Consider the following 16,285-nt stretch of genomic DNA (forward strand, 5'->3'; position numbering starts at 1 on the left):
CTATAACATAAATTGTTAAAGGGAAGGGGGGACGGTCATGGTTGAATTAAAGCCTGTTATTTTGGATGGTCATACGTTTATGACTGTATCCGTTGAGCTGCCAAAAACTAATTTGTTAGTTGTATCAAATGATAATGGATATATCATGTGTGGTGCATTAGACGTTGCGTTATTAAATGAAAAATTAAAAGATCGCCATGTCATTGCTGGTAGAGCCGTAGGGGTAAAAACGATTCAACAACTAATAGATGCACCACTTGAATCAGTCACTTTTGCTGCAGAGGAATTAGGAATTAAAAAAGGGATGATCGGAAGAGAAGCGCTATTAAGAATGGTATAGGTTATAGTATCCTACTATATCTTAAAAATAATAAATTTAAGTATATTTTAGGTTTTGATAGAGTTTTGCATAAATAATTATATTTTGATATAATGTATAACAATTGAATAATGCCTTATCAATCCGATGGGGTAGAGGCGCAAATCATCATTAGTAATCAATGTGAGGATGACAACAGTGAACTTTGATAAAAGGGAGATTTGCCGAAGCAAATAGGTACGTCAATATTTATTTGTTGGGGTTGCTCTAAATAGGAGTAACACTGTCATTATGGAGGTATATTAACCATAATGGGGAGCTACAGTCGTGATGGAGAATAACGTTACTTCTTGAAGGGTAATGATAGAATCTCTATCGTTACTCTTTTTTTATTATCAATTAAGGATCAAAGAAAAGTGGAGGATACCTTTCTCTGATCGTTAATTGATATGAGACGCATTCGTTCATGTCTATAGCTCCTATACTAATAGGAGGTCTTTTTATGACAGGTACATTTATTTCTGTGCTGCCACCTTTGGTAGCGATGCTTTTGGTTATACTAACAAAAAGGGTGATTCTCTCCCTTGGTTTAGGGGCGTTAACAGCAGCTATCTTAATTGGAGGATATCAACCGCTAGATACGCTACAAATATTTTTCTCGTCGTTTATAGCACTTTTCATAACAGATGAAGGGTTAAATACTTGGAATATATTCATTCTATTATTCTTACTTATTCTTGGTAGCATTACTGCATTTATTTCACTATCGGGTGGTAGTCGTGCCTTTGGTGAATGGGCAATGAAGCGTGTGAAAACGAGAGTGGGTGCACAGTTATTAACCGTAGTTTTAGGTATGATTTTGTTTATAGATGATTATTTTAATGCGTTAACAGTTGGACAGGTATCTCGACCTGTTACTGATCGACAAAAAGTATCACGTGTAAAGCTTGCTTATTTAATTGATTCAACATCCGCACCTTTATGTGTTATATCGCCTATATCAAGTTGGGGAGCATCAATTATCGCCTTAATTGGCTCGATTTTAGTGTCTCATAAAATAACTGATTATAGTGCTTTCTCTGCTTTCATGCAAATCATTCCGTTAAATTTTTATGTATGGGCGGCAATCATAATGGTGTTTATCATTGTTGTTGGGCAAATTGATTTTGGTCCAATGAAGAAACATGAGAAACAAGCTATTGAACAAGGAATTCTATTTGATAAGAAGAAACAGTTGAAAGACGAGGTTCAAGAAGAATTACCTATTAGTACGAAAGGGACTGTTGGTCATCTTGTTTGGCCAATCATTGTTTTATTTATTGGAACAGTGAGTATGATGGCTTGGACAGGCATGAATGGGGCAGAGGGGAATGTGTCGTTAGTATCCTTATTAGAAAACACAGATGTGGCCTTATCATTAATTGTCGGAGGATTATTGAGTTTAGCTGTTGCTTACGTACAATTTGCTCAAGTATTAAAGAAAGATGATAAACTAACGAGTAATTTTTATTTGAAAGCTACATGGGTTGGGATGAAATCTATGTTTGGATCAGTATTGATCTTAATCTTTGCTTGGTTACTCGGAGATTTGATTAGTCAAATAGGTACAGGGGAATACTTGGCTAGCGTTATTAATCAATCGAATCTGAGTCATGATTTTATCCCTGTTATCCTATTTATTATTGCGGCACTTATGGCATTTAGTACAGGGACATCTTGGGGATCATTTGGCATTCTCCTTCCAATAGCTGGTGATATTGCTGTAGCTACAGATATATCCCTGCTGATTCCTGCAATGGCAGCTGTACTTGGAGGGGCAGTATTCGGAGATCATGCTTCACCGATTTCTGATACTTCTATTTTATCCGCCACAGGTGCAGGAAGTAATTTGATTGATCATGTCATTACACAATTTCCTTATGCCTTTACAGCAGCTGTTGCTGCGGCCATCTCTTATATCATTTTGGGTGTAAGTGGAAGTGTAATCATTGCATTAGCTGCTTTGATTGTTATGATGGCAGGGATTTTACTTGTTGTTAAAATGTTCGGTACAAAAACCGAGAAGACGATATAATAGTTCTTTTGAACATATAGGAAGGAGGAATGAACTCGTCGGTTCATTCCTCTTTTTCTATCTTACAAGTCTAAAATTACTACATAAGCAAAGTTATTTTACTTTATATAAAAGTAGCTAGTTATTTTCAATTGCTATTATTAACAATTGAATGAACTACATTATATCTATCTACTATTAATTATTTTATGAATATAATGATAGAGTTTTACAAACAAAACATATGAAAAAGAAACCCTTTAACGCTCTAAACTATTAATAAAATTCTAAATATTAGTATTATTCACAAAGATTGTTTTGACAGATGAATAAAATGATACTATACTATTTTTAGATTTATAGCAATTATCAGAAAAATATTACATTTTGGTTATTTTAGTCTACTTTTTTGTGTGGTATCTTTTCTTGTGGGGTTTATATGGGGGATTTGAACCATGCTCTTAGTTGTTGGAATAATCAAAAAGAGGGGGATCATTATGTTTTTTAAAAAGAGAATGACGGCTGTTCTTTTAGCTTCTACTATAGGAGCTGCAGGTTTCCTTGCTGGCTGTGGTAGTGATAGTGCAGGTGGTGGTGAGTCTGGTGATACTGTCAAGATAGGTGCCAACCTAGAACTTTCTGGTGCAGTTGCCTCATATGGTGAAGGAATTGCTGAAGGAATCGAATTGGCTGTGGATGAAATTAATAAAGATGGTGGAATCGACGGTAAAGAGATAGAAATTGTAAAAGTCGATAATAAATCGGATGCAGCAGAAGCAACCAATGCAGCTATTAAATTAACGGAAAATGATGATGTCGTAGCTATTATTGGGTCTGCTACAAGTGGTAACACAGTTGCTCAAGCACAAGTGGCTAATAATTCAGAGACGGTATTGCTTTCTCCTTCAGGTACGAGTCCAAATGTAACAGTGAATGATGATGGAAGCTTAAATGATTTTGTATTCCGTACCTCGTTTATTGATCCTTTCCAAGGAACAGTAGCAGCGAATTTTGCTGCCAATGAATTAGGAGTGAAAAATGTAGCTATCTATGCTGATAACGCAAGTGATTACGCAAAAGGTTTAGCAGCTTCCTTTAAAGAAACTTTCGAAGCAGCAGGTGGGAAAATAGTAGCCGAAGAATCGTATGTGGCGAAGGATACTGATTTCAGGTCCACACTTACAAGAATTAAATCAGCTAATCCCGAATTTATTTTTATCCCTGGTTATTATGAAGAAGTAGGACTTATTGTCAAACAAGGACGAGAAATGGGTATTGACGTACCGCTAATGGGTGCTGACGGTTGGGATTCACCAAAGCTAGTTGAATTAGCCGGAGGGGATTCCTTAAATAATACGTTTATAACAAACCATTATTCTTCGGGTGATCCAGACGAGACGATTCAATCCTTTGTAACAAAGTTTGGTGAAAAATATAATGGTTCATCACCAGATGCTTTTAATGCATTAGGTTATGACTCTGTATATATGTTGAAAGATGCCATGGAGCGTGCCGAAAGTACAAGTGATGCGAAGAAAATCAAAGATGCCTTAGCTGAGACGAAAGATTTAACTCTTGTAACGGGTATCATTTCAGTTGATGAAGATCATAACCCAATTAAATCAGCTACTGTATTGGAATATAAGGATGGGGAGCAAGTCTTCAAAACGAAAGTAAATCCTTAAAATGAGGCTGTATTAAAATGGGAGGAGCGAGTGGGCCTTCCATTTTTTTTATCAGATATGAAAGGGTAATTCCTGATGTGATAGCTAATAATCTCATAGTCCAAGATTGCTCAGGAGCAATGGTTTTTTGAAATTAGCGTGTCAATTATTACCTTATGAGGAGATATTCAGCATAGCGTCTTCGCTAGCTGTCACTCTCTATCTGAAGCTATTCGGGTTATTTGAAGAGGAGTGGGGATTCATGGATTGGATTCAACAGTTAGTAAATGGGATATCGTTAGGAAGTATTTATGCACTGATTGCTTTAGGCTATACAATGGTTTATGGAATTATCAAATTGATTAACTTTGCCCACGGTGAAGTATTTATGATTGGGGCGTTTGTTGGTTTTTATGCGATTGCTGGATGGGGGTTAGGATTCTTTCCTGCCTTAATTATTGCAATGGCTGTCTGTGCAGGGATGGGTATGTTAATTGAGCGAGTAGCATATCGAAGGTTGAGAGGTTCTACGCGAATTGCTGCCCTCATTACAGCGATAGGGATTTCTTTATTTATACAGTACTTATTTATTTACTTTAGAGGTGCACAACCAGAAGCTTATCCTGAAGTCATTAGCAATCAAACCTATAATATTTTGGGTGCACAAATCAGTAGTCAATCACTTATGATTTTAGGCACTTCGATTGTGCTAATGATCGTTCTACAATTTATTGTTCATAAAACCAAAATCGGTAAAGCAATGCGGGCTGTGTCACATGATATGGATGCTGCAAGGTTGATGGGGATTAATGTAAACACAACCATTTCCGCCACATTTGCTATTGGCTCTTCCTTGGCCGGGGCAGCAGGTGTTTTCTTTGGTGTGTATTATACAAAAATAGAACCGTTAATGGGCGTGATTCCAGGATTAAAGGCTTTTGTTGCAGCTGTACTAGGTGGCATCGGTATTATTCCTGGAGCGATGGTTGGTGGCCTTGTGTTAGGCGTAGTTGAAACGGTTGTTAGTGGCCTTGGTTACTCTTTATGGAGAGACGCGGCAGCATTTGTCATTCTCATTTTAATCCTTTTATTCAAGCCATCAGGTATCTTTGGCAAAAATGCAAGAGAGAAGGTGTAAAAAGGATGAATACGAAGAAGATCAAAGGTTTCTGGTTGTTTGTTATTCTCTCCATTATTGTTTATTTTGCAGTTCAGATGGCTGCAAATACTGGAATGATTAATAATTATCATGTGAATACACTTGTTTATATTTGTATTAATATTATTTTGGCCGTCAGTTTACATTTAGTTATTGGCATTACAGGACAATTTTCAATCGGACATGCTGGTTTTTTAGCTGTTGGGGCTTACATTTCAGCAATTGTAACGATGAAACTTTCACTTCCATTTCCTATTGCACTTATTATTGGTGGGATTGTTGCCGCTTTAACTGGCTTAATTGTTGGGATACCTTCTTTAAGGTTACGTGGTGATTATTTAGCGATTGCAACATTAGGATTTGCAGAGATTATCCGCATCATTTTCTTAAATATTGATGCAGTAGGTGGAGCAGCAGGTATGCAGGTCACAAAGATGACAACTTGGACTTCGGCCTTCATCTGCTTATTTATTACCGTATTAGTGATTGTGAATTTTACAAATTCAAGGCATGGTCGCGCATGTATATCGATTAGAGAAAATGAAATCGCTGCCGATGCGATGGGTATTAATACGACCTATTATAAAGTAGCGGCATTTGCCATTGGGTCTTTTTTCGCAGGAATCGCAGGGGGGTTATATGCTCATAATTTTTATATTATTCAACCCGTTCAATTTGGTTTTTTGAAATCATTTGATATCCTCATTTTCGTCGTATTAGGGGGATTAGGCAGTCTATCTGGGGCGGTTATCTCGGCTATTTTGTTAACGATTATCTCCACATTTTTACAAAGTTATCCTGAAACACGAATGATAATCTATAGTGCCGTGCTCATTCTAGTTATGCTTTACCGTCCGCAAGGTTTATTGGGGACAAAGGAAATTACGGACCTCTTTAAACGTAAAAGCGTGAAAGGAGGAAGCTAAAATGGAGAATCAACCATTATTAAAAGTCAATCAAGCTGGTATTTCTTTTGGCGGTTTAAAAGCTGTTTCAGGATTCGATTTGGAAATTCACCAAGGGGAACTGATCGGTTTGATTGGTCCAAACGGAGCAGGGAAAACGACCAGCTTCAACCTATTAACTGGTGTCTACGTGCCGACTGAAGGAGATATTTTCTTAGAAGGTGTACGTTTAAACGGACTCCCTCCCTATCAGGTGACAAGGAAAGGAATCAGTAGGACGTTTCAAAATATTCGTTTATTCAATGATCTTTCTGTGTTAGATAATGTAAAAGTAGCGAATCATTCGCGTGCGAAACATTCGATGTTAAGCTCGATTCTCCGGTTGCCTTCTCATTTTAACGGAGAAAAAGAAATGGAAGACAAATCAATAGAACTATTACGTATTTTTCAGCTCGAACATGTGAAGGATGAATTAGCTAAAAACTTGCCATATGGACAACAAAGGCGATTAGAAATCGCAAGAGCATTAGCGGCTGGACCAAAGCTTTTGCTGTTAGATGAGCCGGCTGCCGGTATGAACCCACAAGAAACACATGACCTTATGGAGCTCATTCGCTTTATTAGAGAGAAGTTTGATTTAACAATACTCTTAATTGAGCACGATATGAATTTAGTTATGGGGATATGTGAAAGAATTTATGTGCTTGACCATGGGCAATTAATTGCCGAAGGGTTGCCAGAAGAAATTAGAAGTAACCCAAAAGTAATCGAGGCTTATCTCGGAGAGGAGGTTTCTTCGGATGCTCAAGGTTGATGGAATAGATGTTTACTATGGGAATATTCATGCATTAAAGGGCGTCTCGTTAGAGGTATTAGAAGGAGAGATTGTCACTTTAATTGGTGCAAACGGAGCAGGGAAAAGCACGCTATTAAAAACGTTATCAGGATTATTAAAGCCGAAGCAAGGCGTGATTCAATATGAGAATCAATCGATTGTTGGTAAACAAGCACAAACGATTGTAAAGGCTGGGATATCGCATGTACCAGAGGGAAGACGCGTGTTCTCGAATATGACTGTAGAAGAAAATTTAGAACTAGGCGCTTTTGTGAGAAAAGATAAAGAAGTACAAAAAGATATCCAGAAAGTCTATGAACTTTTCCCGCGATTATTCGAAAGAAAAGGACAGCTTTCCGGAACTTTATCAGGCGGAGAACAACAAATGTTAGCGATGGGCAGAGCCATTATGGCTAGACCTAAGTTGCTTTTGTTAGATGAACCATCCATGGGCCTTGCCCCAATTATGGTTAAGACCATCTTCAGTATTATAGAAGAAATTAATGAAACAAATGGAACAACGATTTTACTTGTTGAACAAAATGCGCATATGGCCCTCTCTATTGCGAAAAGAGGGTATGTCCTTGAAACTGGAAAAGTAGTGCTCACCGGATCAGCAAAAGATTTACAAGAAAGTGATGAAATCCGTATGGCTTATTTAGGCGGATAAAAAGAACCCGTTAACAAAATATTGGGTAATGGATCATTGCTCAAGCGAAATTCAAAAAGCGAGGAGTTAGATGCCGCTTCTAACAAGAAGGCGTCATCTATTCCTCGTTTACTTTGCTCTTTCTTGTTTTTCCCAAAGATTCAAATGAGGGTATGGATCGTACGACCATTCAGTATAGCCATTATCCTTATATATACCATAATGGAGGTGTGGAGGGAATTTTCCCGAAGTCCCTTTTGGTCCATAGCCAGAACTACCGACACCACCAATGACTTTGCCAGGTTCAACAATTTGACCAACTTTTAAATCATCAGAAAATCCGCTTAGGTGAGCGTAATAGTGATAGTTATTGTTGATATCGCGAATACCAATTCGCCAACCACCATATTTATTCCAGCCTTTCATTTCGACAATACCATAGCTGGTAGCTCTAACTGGTAATCCGTAATCAGCAAAAATATCTGTTCCTTCATGGATTCTTCTACCACCCCAACCTCTCGCACTTCCCCATGTACTACGATAGCTATAATGAGTACCAATCGGGACAGGAAAAACATGTTCATCTAAGTTAAGTCTCCCATAGTTTTGATAAAGCTTTGCCTTTCCCATAATAATTCTGACCGATTTATCACGTTTATAATAGTTCCAAATACCAATTTTAATGTTCTCATAATCCGTACCATAACGAAGTAGAAAGTTAGCAAATGCGTACAATACATCGTCATCACTATCTAAACTTGCTTTTCCGTCACCATCACCATCAAAGCCAATACCATTAAAGAACTCTATCGTCTTTGGATCTTCGTCATTTATGTTTGGGTTTGTGAAACCAACCCATTCCTCCGGTTTAAAGTAAATGCCAGTAATCCCTTCAGCTTTAGGTAAGTCTCGTCTTGATTGTCTTACATTTCTTTCATATTGATCGATGGCAGCAAGATAATACCAAGGAATGGTCGTGACTGTTTCAATTCTTTCATAAAGCGCCATTCTTTTTGCGTAAATATCATCTAATTCGGAGGCTGCTGCCGTTTCTGGTTGCATAAAGGATAAGACCGTTGTTAAGGTGATAAGTAATGTGAAAACTCGCACCAATAAACCTCCCTTCTCTTCTAATTACTGTTATAGTTTGTGATAAAATAGAAAAACGATAAATATAAAATATTGGAAGGTTTTTAATGAACGAGGTTGTTCTATCTACTTCCATGTGTTAAAGTTGCTTCTGTAAGACTCTCTAGATAAAAATGATGATAAAAAAAGCGTCTTTTTGAAATTCTGGGATGGAGTGAAGAAGAATGACGACTAAGAAAGATGAACATTTACGTAAGCCGGATTGGTTGAAAATAAAGTTAAACACTAATAAAAACTACACCGGATTAAAGAAAATGATGAGAGAAAAGAATCTTCATACTGTATGTGAAGAGGCAAAATGCCCAAATATTCATGAATGTTGGGCGGTAAGAAGGACAGCAACATTTATGATCTTAGGTTCTGTTTGTACAAGAGCCTGTCGTTTTTGTGCGGTCAAAACAGGACTGCCAACTGAGCTTGATTGGGAAGAACCAGAACGCGTAGCTGATTCTGTCGCTTTAATGAATTTAAAACATGCAGTTATTACAGTGGTTGCGCGAGATGATTTAAAAGATGGTGGATCAGCTATTTTAGCGGAAACGATTCGTGCCATTAGAAGAAAAAGTCCATTTACAACTGTAGAGGTTTTACCTTCTGATATGGGCGGGGTATATGAAAATCTTAAAACAGTAATGGATGCAAAACCAGATATCTTAAACCATAATATTGAAACAGTAGAAAGACTGACGCCAAGAGTAAGAGCGCGTGCTACATATAAACGATCACTTGAATTTTTACAACGTTCTAAAGAAATGCAACCTGAAATTCCAACCAAATCAAGTTTAATGGTGGGGCTAGGGGAAACAAAAGAAGAAATCATTCAAACGATGGATGATTTGCGAGCGCATGACGTAGATATTATGACGATTGGTCAATATCTACAACCATCTAAAAAACATATAAAAGTTGTAAAATATTATCATCCAGATGAGTTTAATGAATTAAGGGAAATTGCAATGTCCAAAGGGTTTAGCCATTGTGAAGCAGGTCCAATGGTTCGTTCTTCCTATCATGCAGATGAACAAGTAAATGCAGCAGCTAAGCAAAGACAACAAATGGGTGAAGTAGACGCGAAAGAAGCGTAAACACAAGAAAGGGGATTAGCTAAAGGAGCTAATCCTCTTTTGATATTTCACAGCGTTACTTATTTGACATCTTTTCAGACTTGTTAATATCGGCTTTTTTCATTTGGCTCGTTAATTGATCAATACCATAATGGGTGTGCTCACTATCTGCATCCATCGTAGAATAACTTTCTATTTCTTTGCGGAGATTGGTATTGTCAGTCGTATAAATATCAAACCATCCGGGAACAACTGATTCTGCCATTTTTTCTACTTGTGTAGCAGTTGATTCACGATTATCTGAATCCGTATTGTAAACAATTAACACTTCATTGTCTGTCACTAATGTAGACACATCATCCACATTTGGAAGTTCAGTACAATATTTTCCGATAATATCAGCCACTTTTTCACGATTAATGGCAGCATAATGTTCATTGGATACCTTTTCTCCATAAATAGGACTTTTTTGATGACGAACGTATCCGAAATCTTCACTACTTTGCTGACTAGTATTGTAAATATCTGTTCGCTGATCATTCACATTAACCGTATTGCCACTTTCGGGATAAATATCACCTTTAGCGGAATGATCGGCTGCTTGACATCCAGTGAGAGCAACCATACTGGATATCCCGATGAACATTATCATTTTTTTCATCAGAAACACCCCCTTAACAATATCTTTTCCGATTCTTTCGTTTTTTTCCTTAGTAATTGATGGTGAATCAGTTATAATTTAAAATAGGACTATTGTACATAGACGTTAACTTTCTTTATAATTTAATTAGTGAGCCAATGAAAAAGAGGTGAGATCAATTGGTTTGTATACAAAACGCATGTTATGAAGTAATTGAAGATATTAGAGACGGATTTAATGAAGAAGCTTTTCGGGGTCGATATAGTGAAATATTAAATCGTTATGATTATATTGTAGGTGACTGGGGATACGGCCAACTAAGACTTAGAGGTTTTTTTGACGATCAGAATCAAAAAGCGACGTATGATACGAAAATTAGCACTTTGACAGAGTATTTATACGAATATTGTAATTTTGGTTGTCCTTATTTCGTTGTAAAAAGAGTGAAGCAATAGAAAAAGCTGAACGAATTATTCGTCCAGCTTTTTTTCTGTTAAAATTACTCATCTGAAGCTTCTGAATGGGGATCGTGTGCTCCAGGCATTTCTCTAGGAATGTCAGCATGAAGTTCCCGATTTTCATAAACAAATGCACTAGATTGGTGTTGACCTTCTTCCCACTCTGAACTTTTGTTCTCAACAGGTGTATGCTTCCCTCTTGGTGCACCATACGGGCCCTCAGGTAAATCTTCCACTGCGAGGTTTTCCTTTTGTGATTCAACATTGTCAAAATCCGAGTAATTCTTTTTTTGATCCATTGATATCACTCCTAATAATATGAGAAAAAATGAGAGCCTTGCTACGCTCCCATTTATACTATTTGCAGGAGCAATCAATATTATCCAATCGGTTAAATGACCTCATATAAAAAGGCTCTTAACTCTTCTGCATCTTCGCTCTCCAATTGAAAAGCATGTTCTAAATAACCCTCTTCTTCAAGGTCATCGGTACCAATAATAGCAAAACGACTTCCTTGAATATCAAGAACAAGTTGTTTTCCATAATACCGATCTGAACGAACAAGCGCTAAATCAAAGCGTTGATTTTCACCCATAAAACTAACAAAGCGTGTTTTTGTATCTTCTAAATCATCATATAAAAAGAATCTTTCGGTCATTTAACGTATAGACCCCTTTCTAACTATCCATGCTACATTTATCATAACAAAATCTTAGCAGACAGGAAATTGATTTTATACTCACATAAGGGAGAACTTTCTTCATTGTTATGAATGAGATACAATAGATAGGAAGTATGGGATGAGAAAGGTGAGGGACATGTATTTTGTTGATCGAGAAAAAATTGAGGAAATCCTCGTTTATTTGGAAAAACAACTATCACTATTAGGGAAACATACAGCACTTCATTCGGATATAGAGAAACTTGCGCTTGAAAGACTGAGCCATATGGTTATTGAGGCGGTCTTAGATGTAGGTAATGCAATGATTGATGGCTTTATTATGAGAGACCCAGGTAGTTATGAAGATATTATTGATATTCTGGAAGATGAAAAAGTCATTGACCATGAAATGGCTATCAGCTATAAAAAGGTTATTGCTTACCGTAAGCCATTAGTGCAAAGTTATACAGGCATTCAACATGATGAATTAAACAAGAGCTTCCAATTAGAATTAGCTCAATTAAAAAAATTCCCTACAGCTGTTAGAGACTATTTAATGAAAGAACTTGGTCCTGTATCAGCTTTTAGAAATTAGGGGGAAAGTAAATGACAAAATATAAAGGTTATTTAATTGATTTAGATGGGACGATGTACAAAGGAAAACAATTAATTCATGAAGCCGTTTCCTTTATTCAAGGGTTAAAAGAAAGAGGCATTCCCTACCTTTTTGTCACAAACAATTCATCTAGAACACCAAAACAAGTTGCTGAAAAACTTCAAAATTTTGGCATTGAGGCGACTGAAGATAAAGTATTTACAACTAGTATGGCAACGGCGAATTATATTTTTCAAAGAAGTCCCGAAGCGTCTATATTTGTGATCGGAGAAGAAGGGATTAGACAGGCATTAGAAGAAAAGGGCTTTCACTTTGCAGGGGAGCACGCCGATTATGTTGTTTCAGGAATCGATCGTGACATCAACTACGAGAAACTTGCAACAGCTTGTTTGGCTGTAAGAAATGGAGCTACCTTTATCTCTACAAACGGTGATATTGCCATTCCAACTGAAAGAGGACTTTTACCTGGCAATGGCTCATTAACCTCAGTCATTAGTGTATCGACGCAAACTATCCCTACTTTTATTGGCAAGCCAGAAGCGATCATTATGGAGCAAGCGTTAAAAGTTTTAGGCACAGATAAAGCTCATACATTGATGGTTGGAGATAACTATGATACAGATATCAAGGCAGGAATGAATGCTGGTTTAGACACATTATTGGTTCATACAGGCGTAACAACGAAGGAACTTTTAAAAGGCTACGACAAGCAACCAACCTTTGTTGTGGATACACTAAATCAGTGGGATTACTTATAAGAAATGAAGAACAGCAGTACGAAAGATGTACTTGCTGTTTTTTATATTGTTGGAATAGATGTTGACTGCGAAGACGATTATAGACATTCATGCGAGTGAACATGAACGCTTTTTATAACAACAAATTTATCTAAAACTCTGTAATATAAAGGCGAGTAAAATAAAAATAGCAGGCTCACTATAAAGTGATGTCCTACTATTTTTCTTCTATCTATTCCACATGATGCGCACGGTGAGCAAGGCGACTAGAAGCCGCAGCAGCAATGGCACCAACAATATCATCTAAAAAAGTATGGCATCTTTCAGAGTTTTTATCATTTAATGGACCTAAGATACCGGGTTTTAATTTATCTACATAACCAAAATTGGTCATTCCGATTGAACCATACACATTTACAATTGATAGCGCTAAAACTTCGTCAACACCATATAATCCTTCATCTGTTTCAATAATGGATTGCAGTGGTTCCATTAATTTCTTTTCTTCTGCAAGCATATCTAATTGAATACCGGTGAGAATGGCGTTTTGTACTTCCCGTTTGGATAATACTCTTTCTACATTGTCGATACATGTTTCTATTTTCAAGTTTTGATGATATTTCTCTTGAAGAAAATACACTAACTCAGCAATATCAACAATCTCTACTCCTCGTTCTTTGAGCCATTTTCTTGCTGTTTTCTCTGTTAAAGTAATTGCTCTTTCTTCACTCATGAGTTCACCTTTTTCTATAATTTTATTCGCTTTCTGCTGCTCTTTACTACTATATGATAGTAATGATAGCTTGCGAACTTTCAAACCATCATATCCCCTAAAAATAAATCAACAAGTTTTAGCTATTTTTTCATATATTTGAATAAAATGCATCTATTTAGCTTGATTAAAGGGGGTTATGACGAATGTTAAGACGTTTACTCAAGGAAAAATATAATATTCAGGCGGAAGAAGAGTTTCGATTTGATCATTATAATGCTTGTAAATCACAAAATGAAGTGTATATATTAGTCCCTGCTAATCATTTAAAAGAAGAGGCGCTCACTGAACTGGATCAAATTGCAGAGCATTTAAGAATGAGTGGGGATAAGAATATTGCTGGATTTAAAAAAACAACAGAAGGAAAGCCTTATACTGAGTGGGAGGAAGCGAGATATGCAGTTTTAAGTAATCAACGTTTACAGCCAAGAAAAGAAGGACATTTCGGCAGGAAGTTGGCAAAATTCCACTTTCGAGGGAGAACGGTTAATTTTGCAGTGGAACAAACAAGTCGAATCGGTCAATGGAAAACACTGTGGGAAACAAGACTCGATCAAATGGAAAAGGTATGGAATGATATGGTATTTCAATTTGATGGAGAAAGTGAATTTGACCGCCTATTTTTAGAATCATTTCCTTATTACATGGGAATGGCTGAAAATGCGATTCAATATATTGTTGATACGGAATTTGATGATGAACCGATGATGACTGATACTGGCACTGTCTGCCATGAAAGATTTTCTAATCGTACATGGGGAGAACAATATTATGTGAAAAACCCTTTTGATTGGGTATTTGACCATGCCACAAGAGATTTAGCCGAATGGACGAGAGAGAAGTACTTCAAGAATATAAAAACCTATCAACCAGATGTAAGAAAGTTTGTTGAAGAATATGAATCGATCAGTCCATTGTCAAGTTTTTCATGGCGTTTATATTATGCGAGAATGATGTTCCCACTTCATTATTTTGAATGCATCGAAAGCTATTACGGTGCACAAACAGAACAAGAACGAAATATTCTGAAGGAAAAATTAGAAAAGTATTTGCACCAATCGCCAGAATATGAACAATTCATATCGCGTTTTTTTGAGATCGTAAACCATCAGGAAGTATCTAAACAATGGTATATTCCTATGCCTGAATGGTTGGAATCGAAATAAATAAATTTATATATGTACCCTTCATCAGGAAAAAAAGTTGGAAAGTGTGGGGAAATCTGAAATAAGCACACCTTCATTCCAATAATGTAGCAATTAATTTAATTAAGATGAGTCTTCACCTAAAGCTAAAGATCAACCATTTTATAAGCACGAGCCAAGTTCAAGCTGGATCGTGCTTTCTCACCAAGCAAAATCACTTCCACCAAATGAAAAATTTGCCTATAATGAAAAGAAAATGGGAAGTGGTGAGAGAATGGGTAAGAAATTGTTTATTACAAGGAAACTTCCATATGAGGTCATTGAGCCATTACAAGCAAAATACGATGTTGAGATGTGGGACAAGGAGGATGTAGTAATCCCTCGTCATGTGTTACTCGAAAAGGTGAAAGATGCAGAAGGCTTAATGACAATGTTATCAGAAAAAGTAGATGAGGAATTATTTCAACATGCCCCGAAATTAAAGGTTGTGGCCAATATGGCCGTTGGTTATGACAACATAGATATACAAGCGGCAGAGCGCGCGAATGTAACAATCACTAATACACCTGATGTCCTAACAGAATCAACAGCTGATCTGACTTTTTCATTATTATTAGCTACGGCAAGGAGAATGATTGAAGCGGCAGAATATGTGAAAAATAATCAGTGGAAAAGCTGGAGTCCACTGCTATTAGCTGGACATGACGTCCATAGAAAAACCATTGGAATTGTTGGCATGGGGAGTATTGGTGAGGTGGTTGCTAAACGTGCAAAAGGATTTGATATGCATATCCTTTATTATAATCGAACTAGGAAAAAGAGAGCGGAAGAAGAGCTTCATGCCCAGTATGTATCATTCGAAGAACTTGTCAGTCAATCTGATTTTATCGTCTGCTTAACGCCTTTAACAAATGAAACAAGAAATCTTTTCACAAAAGAAGTCTTTCAGCAAATGAAACCTTCAGCTATTTTTGTTAATGCCTCACGTGGACCAGTAGTCAATGAAGATGACCTCTACTCTGCCTTAGTAGAGGGTGAAATTGCGGGAGCTGGATTAGATGTGTTCGCAGAAGAACCAATCTCAGGAGATCATCCTCTATTGCAATTAAAACAAGTAGTCGCATTGCCTCATATTGGAAGTGCAACAACTGAAACAAGATATAAAATGATGGAATTATGCGTACAGAACATTGACCGAGTATTTTCAGATGGGACTCCACTTACACCAGTAAAACAATAAACCATCTTTGTAAATTAAACGAGTAGGTTAAAACCCGTGGGCGTTATAGCACACGGGTTTTTGACATTTCATTTATCTTTATGCTCCTTAAAAATAATCCACAAGTATATTTCTTTTTCATCATGGTGTTTTTTGAAATGTGAAAAAAAACCAATATATATGAAGAGAGTGTGTATAGATAGCAAACCTTTTAGTAATTGTTTAGAGTAACGAATAAAA

18 protein-coding genes and 1 riboswitch are annotated in these 16,285 nt (G+C 36.8%); of the genes, 13 read left to right on the plus strand and 5 right to left on the minus strand.

What is annotated here, in order from left to right:
- Positions 1-37 precede the first annotated feature (37 nt).
- The 7 genes from MKX29_RS13620 (at position 38) to MKX29_RS13650 (ending at position 7,605) form a co-directional block, all read left to right on the plus strand.
- Complete coding sequence (locus tag MKX29_RS13620) at positions 38-340, plus strand: YunC family protein (RefSeq protein ID WP_224938083.1); 303 nt, start codon at positions 38-40, stop codon at positions 338-340.
- A gap of 124 nt (positions 341-464) precedes the next feature.
- Positions 465-649: riboswitch (Lysine riboswitch) on the plus strand.
- A 172-nt stretch (positions 650-821) separates the two neighbouring features.
- A complete protein-coding gene (locus MKX29_RS13625) occupies positions 822-2,393 on the plus strand; it encodes a Na+/H+ antiporter NhaC family protein (RefSeq protein ID WP_224938082.1) in 1,572 nt (523 codons plus the stop codon).
- A 476-nt stretch (positions 2,394-2,869) separates the two neighbouring features.
- Positions 2,870-4,057, plus strand: a complete 1,188-nt coding sequence (locus MKX29_RS13630) for an ABC transporter substrate-binding protein (RefSeq protein ID WP_224938081.1) — start codon at positions 2,870-2,872, stop codon at positions 4,055-4,057.
- 241 nt (positions 4,058-4,298) lie between these two features.
- Positions 4,299-5,174, plus strand: coding sequence for a branched-chain amino acid ABC transporter permease (locus MKX29_RS13635; RefSeq protein WP_224938080.1), 876 nt, complete (start codon positions 4,299-4,301; stop codon positions 5,172-5,174).
- Positions 5,175-5,179: 5 nt separating this feature from the next.
- On the plus strand, positions 5,180-6,121 hold the full coding sequence (locus MKX29_RS13640; RefSeq protein ID WP_224938079.1) for a branched-chain amino acid ABC transporter permease: 942 nt from the start codon (positions 5,180-5,182) through the stop codon (positions 6,119-6,121).
- Position 6,122: 1 nt separating this feature from the next.
- On the plus strand, positions 6,123-6,914 hold the full coding sequence (locus MKX29_RS13645) for an ABC transporter ATP-binding protein (protein ID WP_095372010.1): 792 nt from the start codon (positions 6,123-6,125) through the stop codon (positions 6,912-6,914).
- Positions 6,901-7,605: an ABC transporter ATP-binding protein gene (locus tag MKX29_RS13650; protein WP_095372011.1), complete on the plus strand. Its 705-nt coding sequence runs from the start codon at positions 6,901-6,903 to the stop codon at positions 7,603-7,605. The genes MKX29_RS13645 and MKX29_RS13650 overlap by 14 nt, the downstream gene beginning before the upstream one ends.
- Before the next feature lie 108 nt (positions 7,606-7,713).
- Here MKX29_RS13650 and MKX29_RS13655 read toward each other — a convergent pair whose 3' ends face one another.
- Positions 7,714-8,646 carry a M23 family metallopeptidase gene (locus tag MKX29_RS13655; protein WP_341108263.1) on the minus strand — a complete coding sequence of 311 codons (933 nt, stop codon included), beginning with the start codon at positions 8,644-8,646 and terminating at the stop codon, positions 7,714-7,716.
- Between the two features lie 251 nt (positions 8,647-8,897).
- Between MKX29_RS13655 and lipA the strand changes: the two genes are divergently transcribed.
- A complete protein-coding gene (gene lipA / locus MKX29_RS13660) occupies positions 8,898-9,818 on the plus strand; it encodes a lipoyl synthase (protein WP_224938077.1) in 921 nt (306 codons plus the stop codon).
- Between the two features lie 55 nt (positions 9,819-9,873).
- Here the strand turns inward: lipA and MKX29_RS13665 are convergent, their stop codons facing one another.
- Complete coding sequence (locus MKX29_RS13665) at positions 9,874-10,458, minus strand: YhcN/YlaJ family sporulation lipoprotein (protein WP_224938076.1); 585 nt, start codon at positions 10,456-10,458, stop codon at positions 9,874-9,876.
- Between the two features lie 158 nt (positions 10,459-10,616).
- On the opposite strand from MKX29_RS13665, the gene MKX29_RS13670 reads away from it, so the two are divergent.
- Positions 10,617-10,892 carry a YutD family protein gene (locus tag MKX29_RS13670; protein ID WP_095372014.1) on the plus strand — a complete coding sequence of 92 codons (276 nt, stop codon included), beginning with the start codon at positions 10,617-10,619 and terminating at the stop codon, positions 10,890-10,892.
- Positions 10,893-10,936: 44 nt separating this feature from the next.
- On the opposite strand, the gene MKX29_RS13675 is transcribed toward MKX29_RS13670, so the two are convergent.
- Both MKX29_RS13675 and MKX29_RS13680 read right to left on the minus strand, forming a co-directional pair.
- Positions 10,937-11,194, minus strand: a complete 258-nt coding sequence (locus MKX29_RS13675) for a hypothetical protein (protein WP_251163570.1) — start codon at positions 11,192-11,194, stop codon at positions 10,937-10,939.
- 92 nt (positions 11,195-11,286) lie between these two features.
- Entirely contained in the window at positions 11,287-11,553 is a 267-nt protein-coding gene (locus tag MKX29_RS13680) for a DUF3055 domain-containing protein (RefSeq protein WP_095372016.1), read from the minus strand.
- A 160-nt stretch (positions 11,554-11,713) separates the two neighbouring features.
- Here MKX29_RS13680 and MKX29_RS13685 point away from each other — a divergent pair, with 160 nt between their 5' ends.
- On the plus strand, positions 11,714-12,151 hold the full coding sequence (locus tag MKX29_RS13685; protein ID WP_095373609.1) for a DUF86 domain-containing protein: 438 nt from the start codon (positions 11,714-11,716) through the stop codon (positions 12,149-12,151).
- A gap of 11 nt (positions 12,152-12,162) precedes the next feature.
- A complete protein-coding gene (locus MKX29_RS13690; protein ID WP_224938074.1) occupies positions 12,163-12,930 on the plus strand; it encodes a TIGR01457 family HAD-type hydrolase in 768 nt (255 codons plus the stop codon).
- Positions 12,931-13,141: 211 nt separating this feature from the next.
- Here MKX29_RS13690 and MKX29_RS13695 read toward each other — a convergent pair whose 3' ends face one another.
- Complete coding sequence (locus MKX29_RS13695) at positions 13,142-13,642, minus strand: phosphatidylglycerophosphatase A family protein (RefSeq protein WP_341108265.1); 501 nt, start codon at positions 13,640-13,642, stop codon at positions 13,142-13,144.
- A 185-nt stretch (positions 13,643-13,827) separates the two neighbouring features.
- Between MKX29_RS13695 and yutH the strand changes: the two genes are divergently transcribed.
- Both yutH and MKX29_RS13705 read left to right on the plus strand, forming a co-directional pair.
- The gene (gene yutH / locus MKX29_RS13700; RefSeq protein ID WP_224938073.1) at positions 13,828-14,847 is read left to right on the plus strand and encodes a spore coat putative kinase YutH; all 1,020 of its coding nucleotides are present in this window, start codon (positions 13,828-13,830) and stop codon (positions 14,845-14,847) included.
- A gap of 253 nt (positions 14,848-15,100) precedes the next feature.
- Positions 15,101-16,066, plus strand: coding sequence for a 2-hydroxyacid dehydrogenase (locus tag MKX29_RS13705; protein ID WP_251163568.1), 966 nt, complete (start codon positions 15,101-15,103; stop codon positions 16,064-16,066).
- Positions 16,067-16,285: the final 219 nt, after the last annotated feature.

It is taken from the genome of Cytobacillus sp. FSL R7-0696, from assembly GCF_038006865.1.
In the GTDB taxonomy this organism is placed as follows: Bacteria; Bacillota; Bacilli; order Bacillales; family Cytobacillaceae; genus Cytobacillus; species Cytobacillus kochii.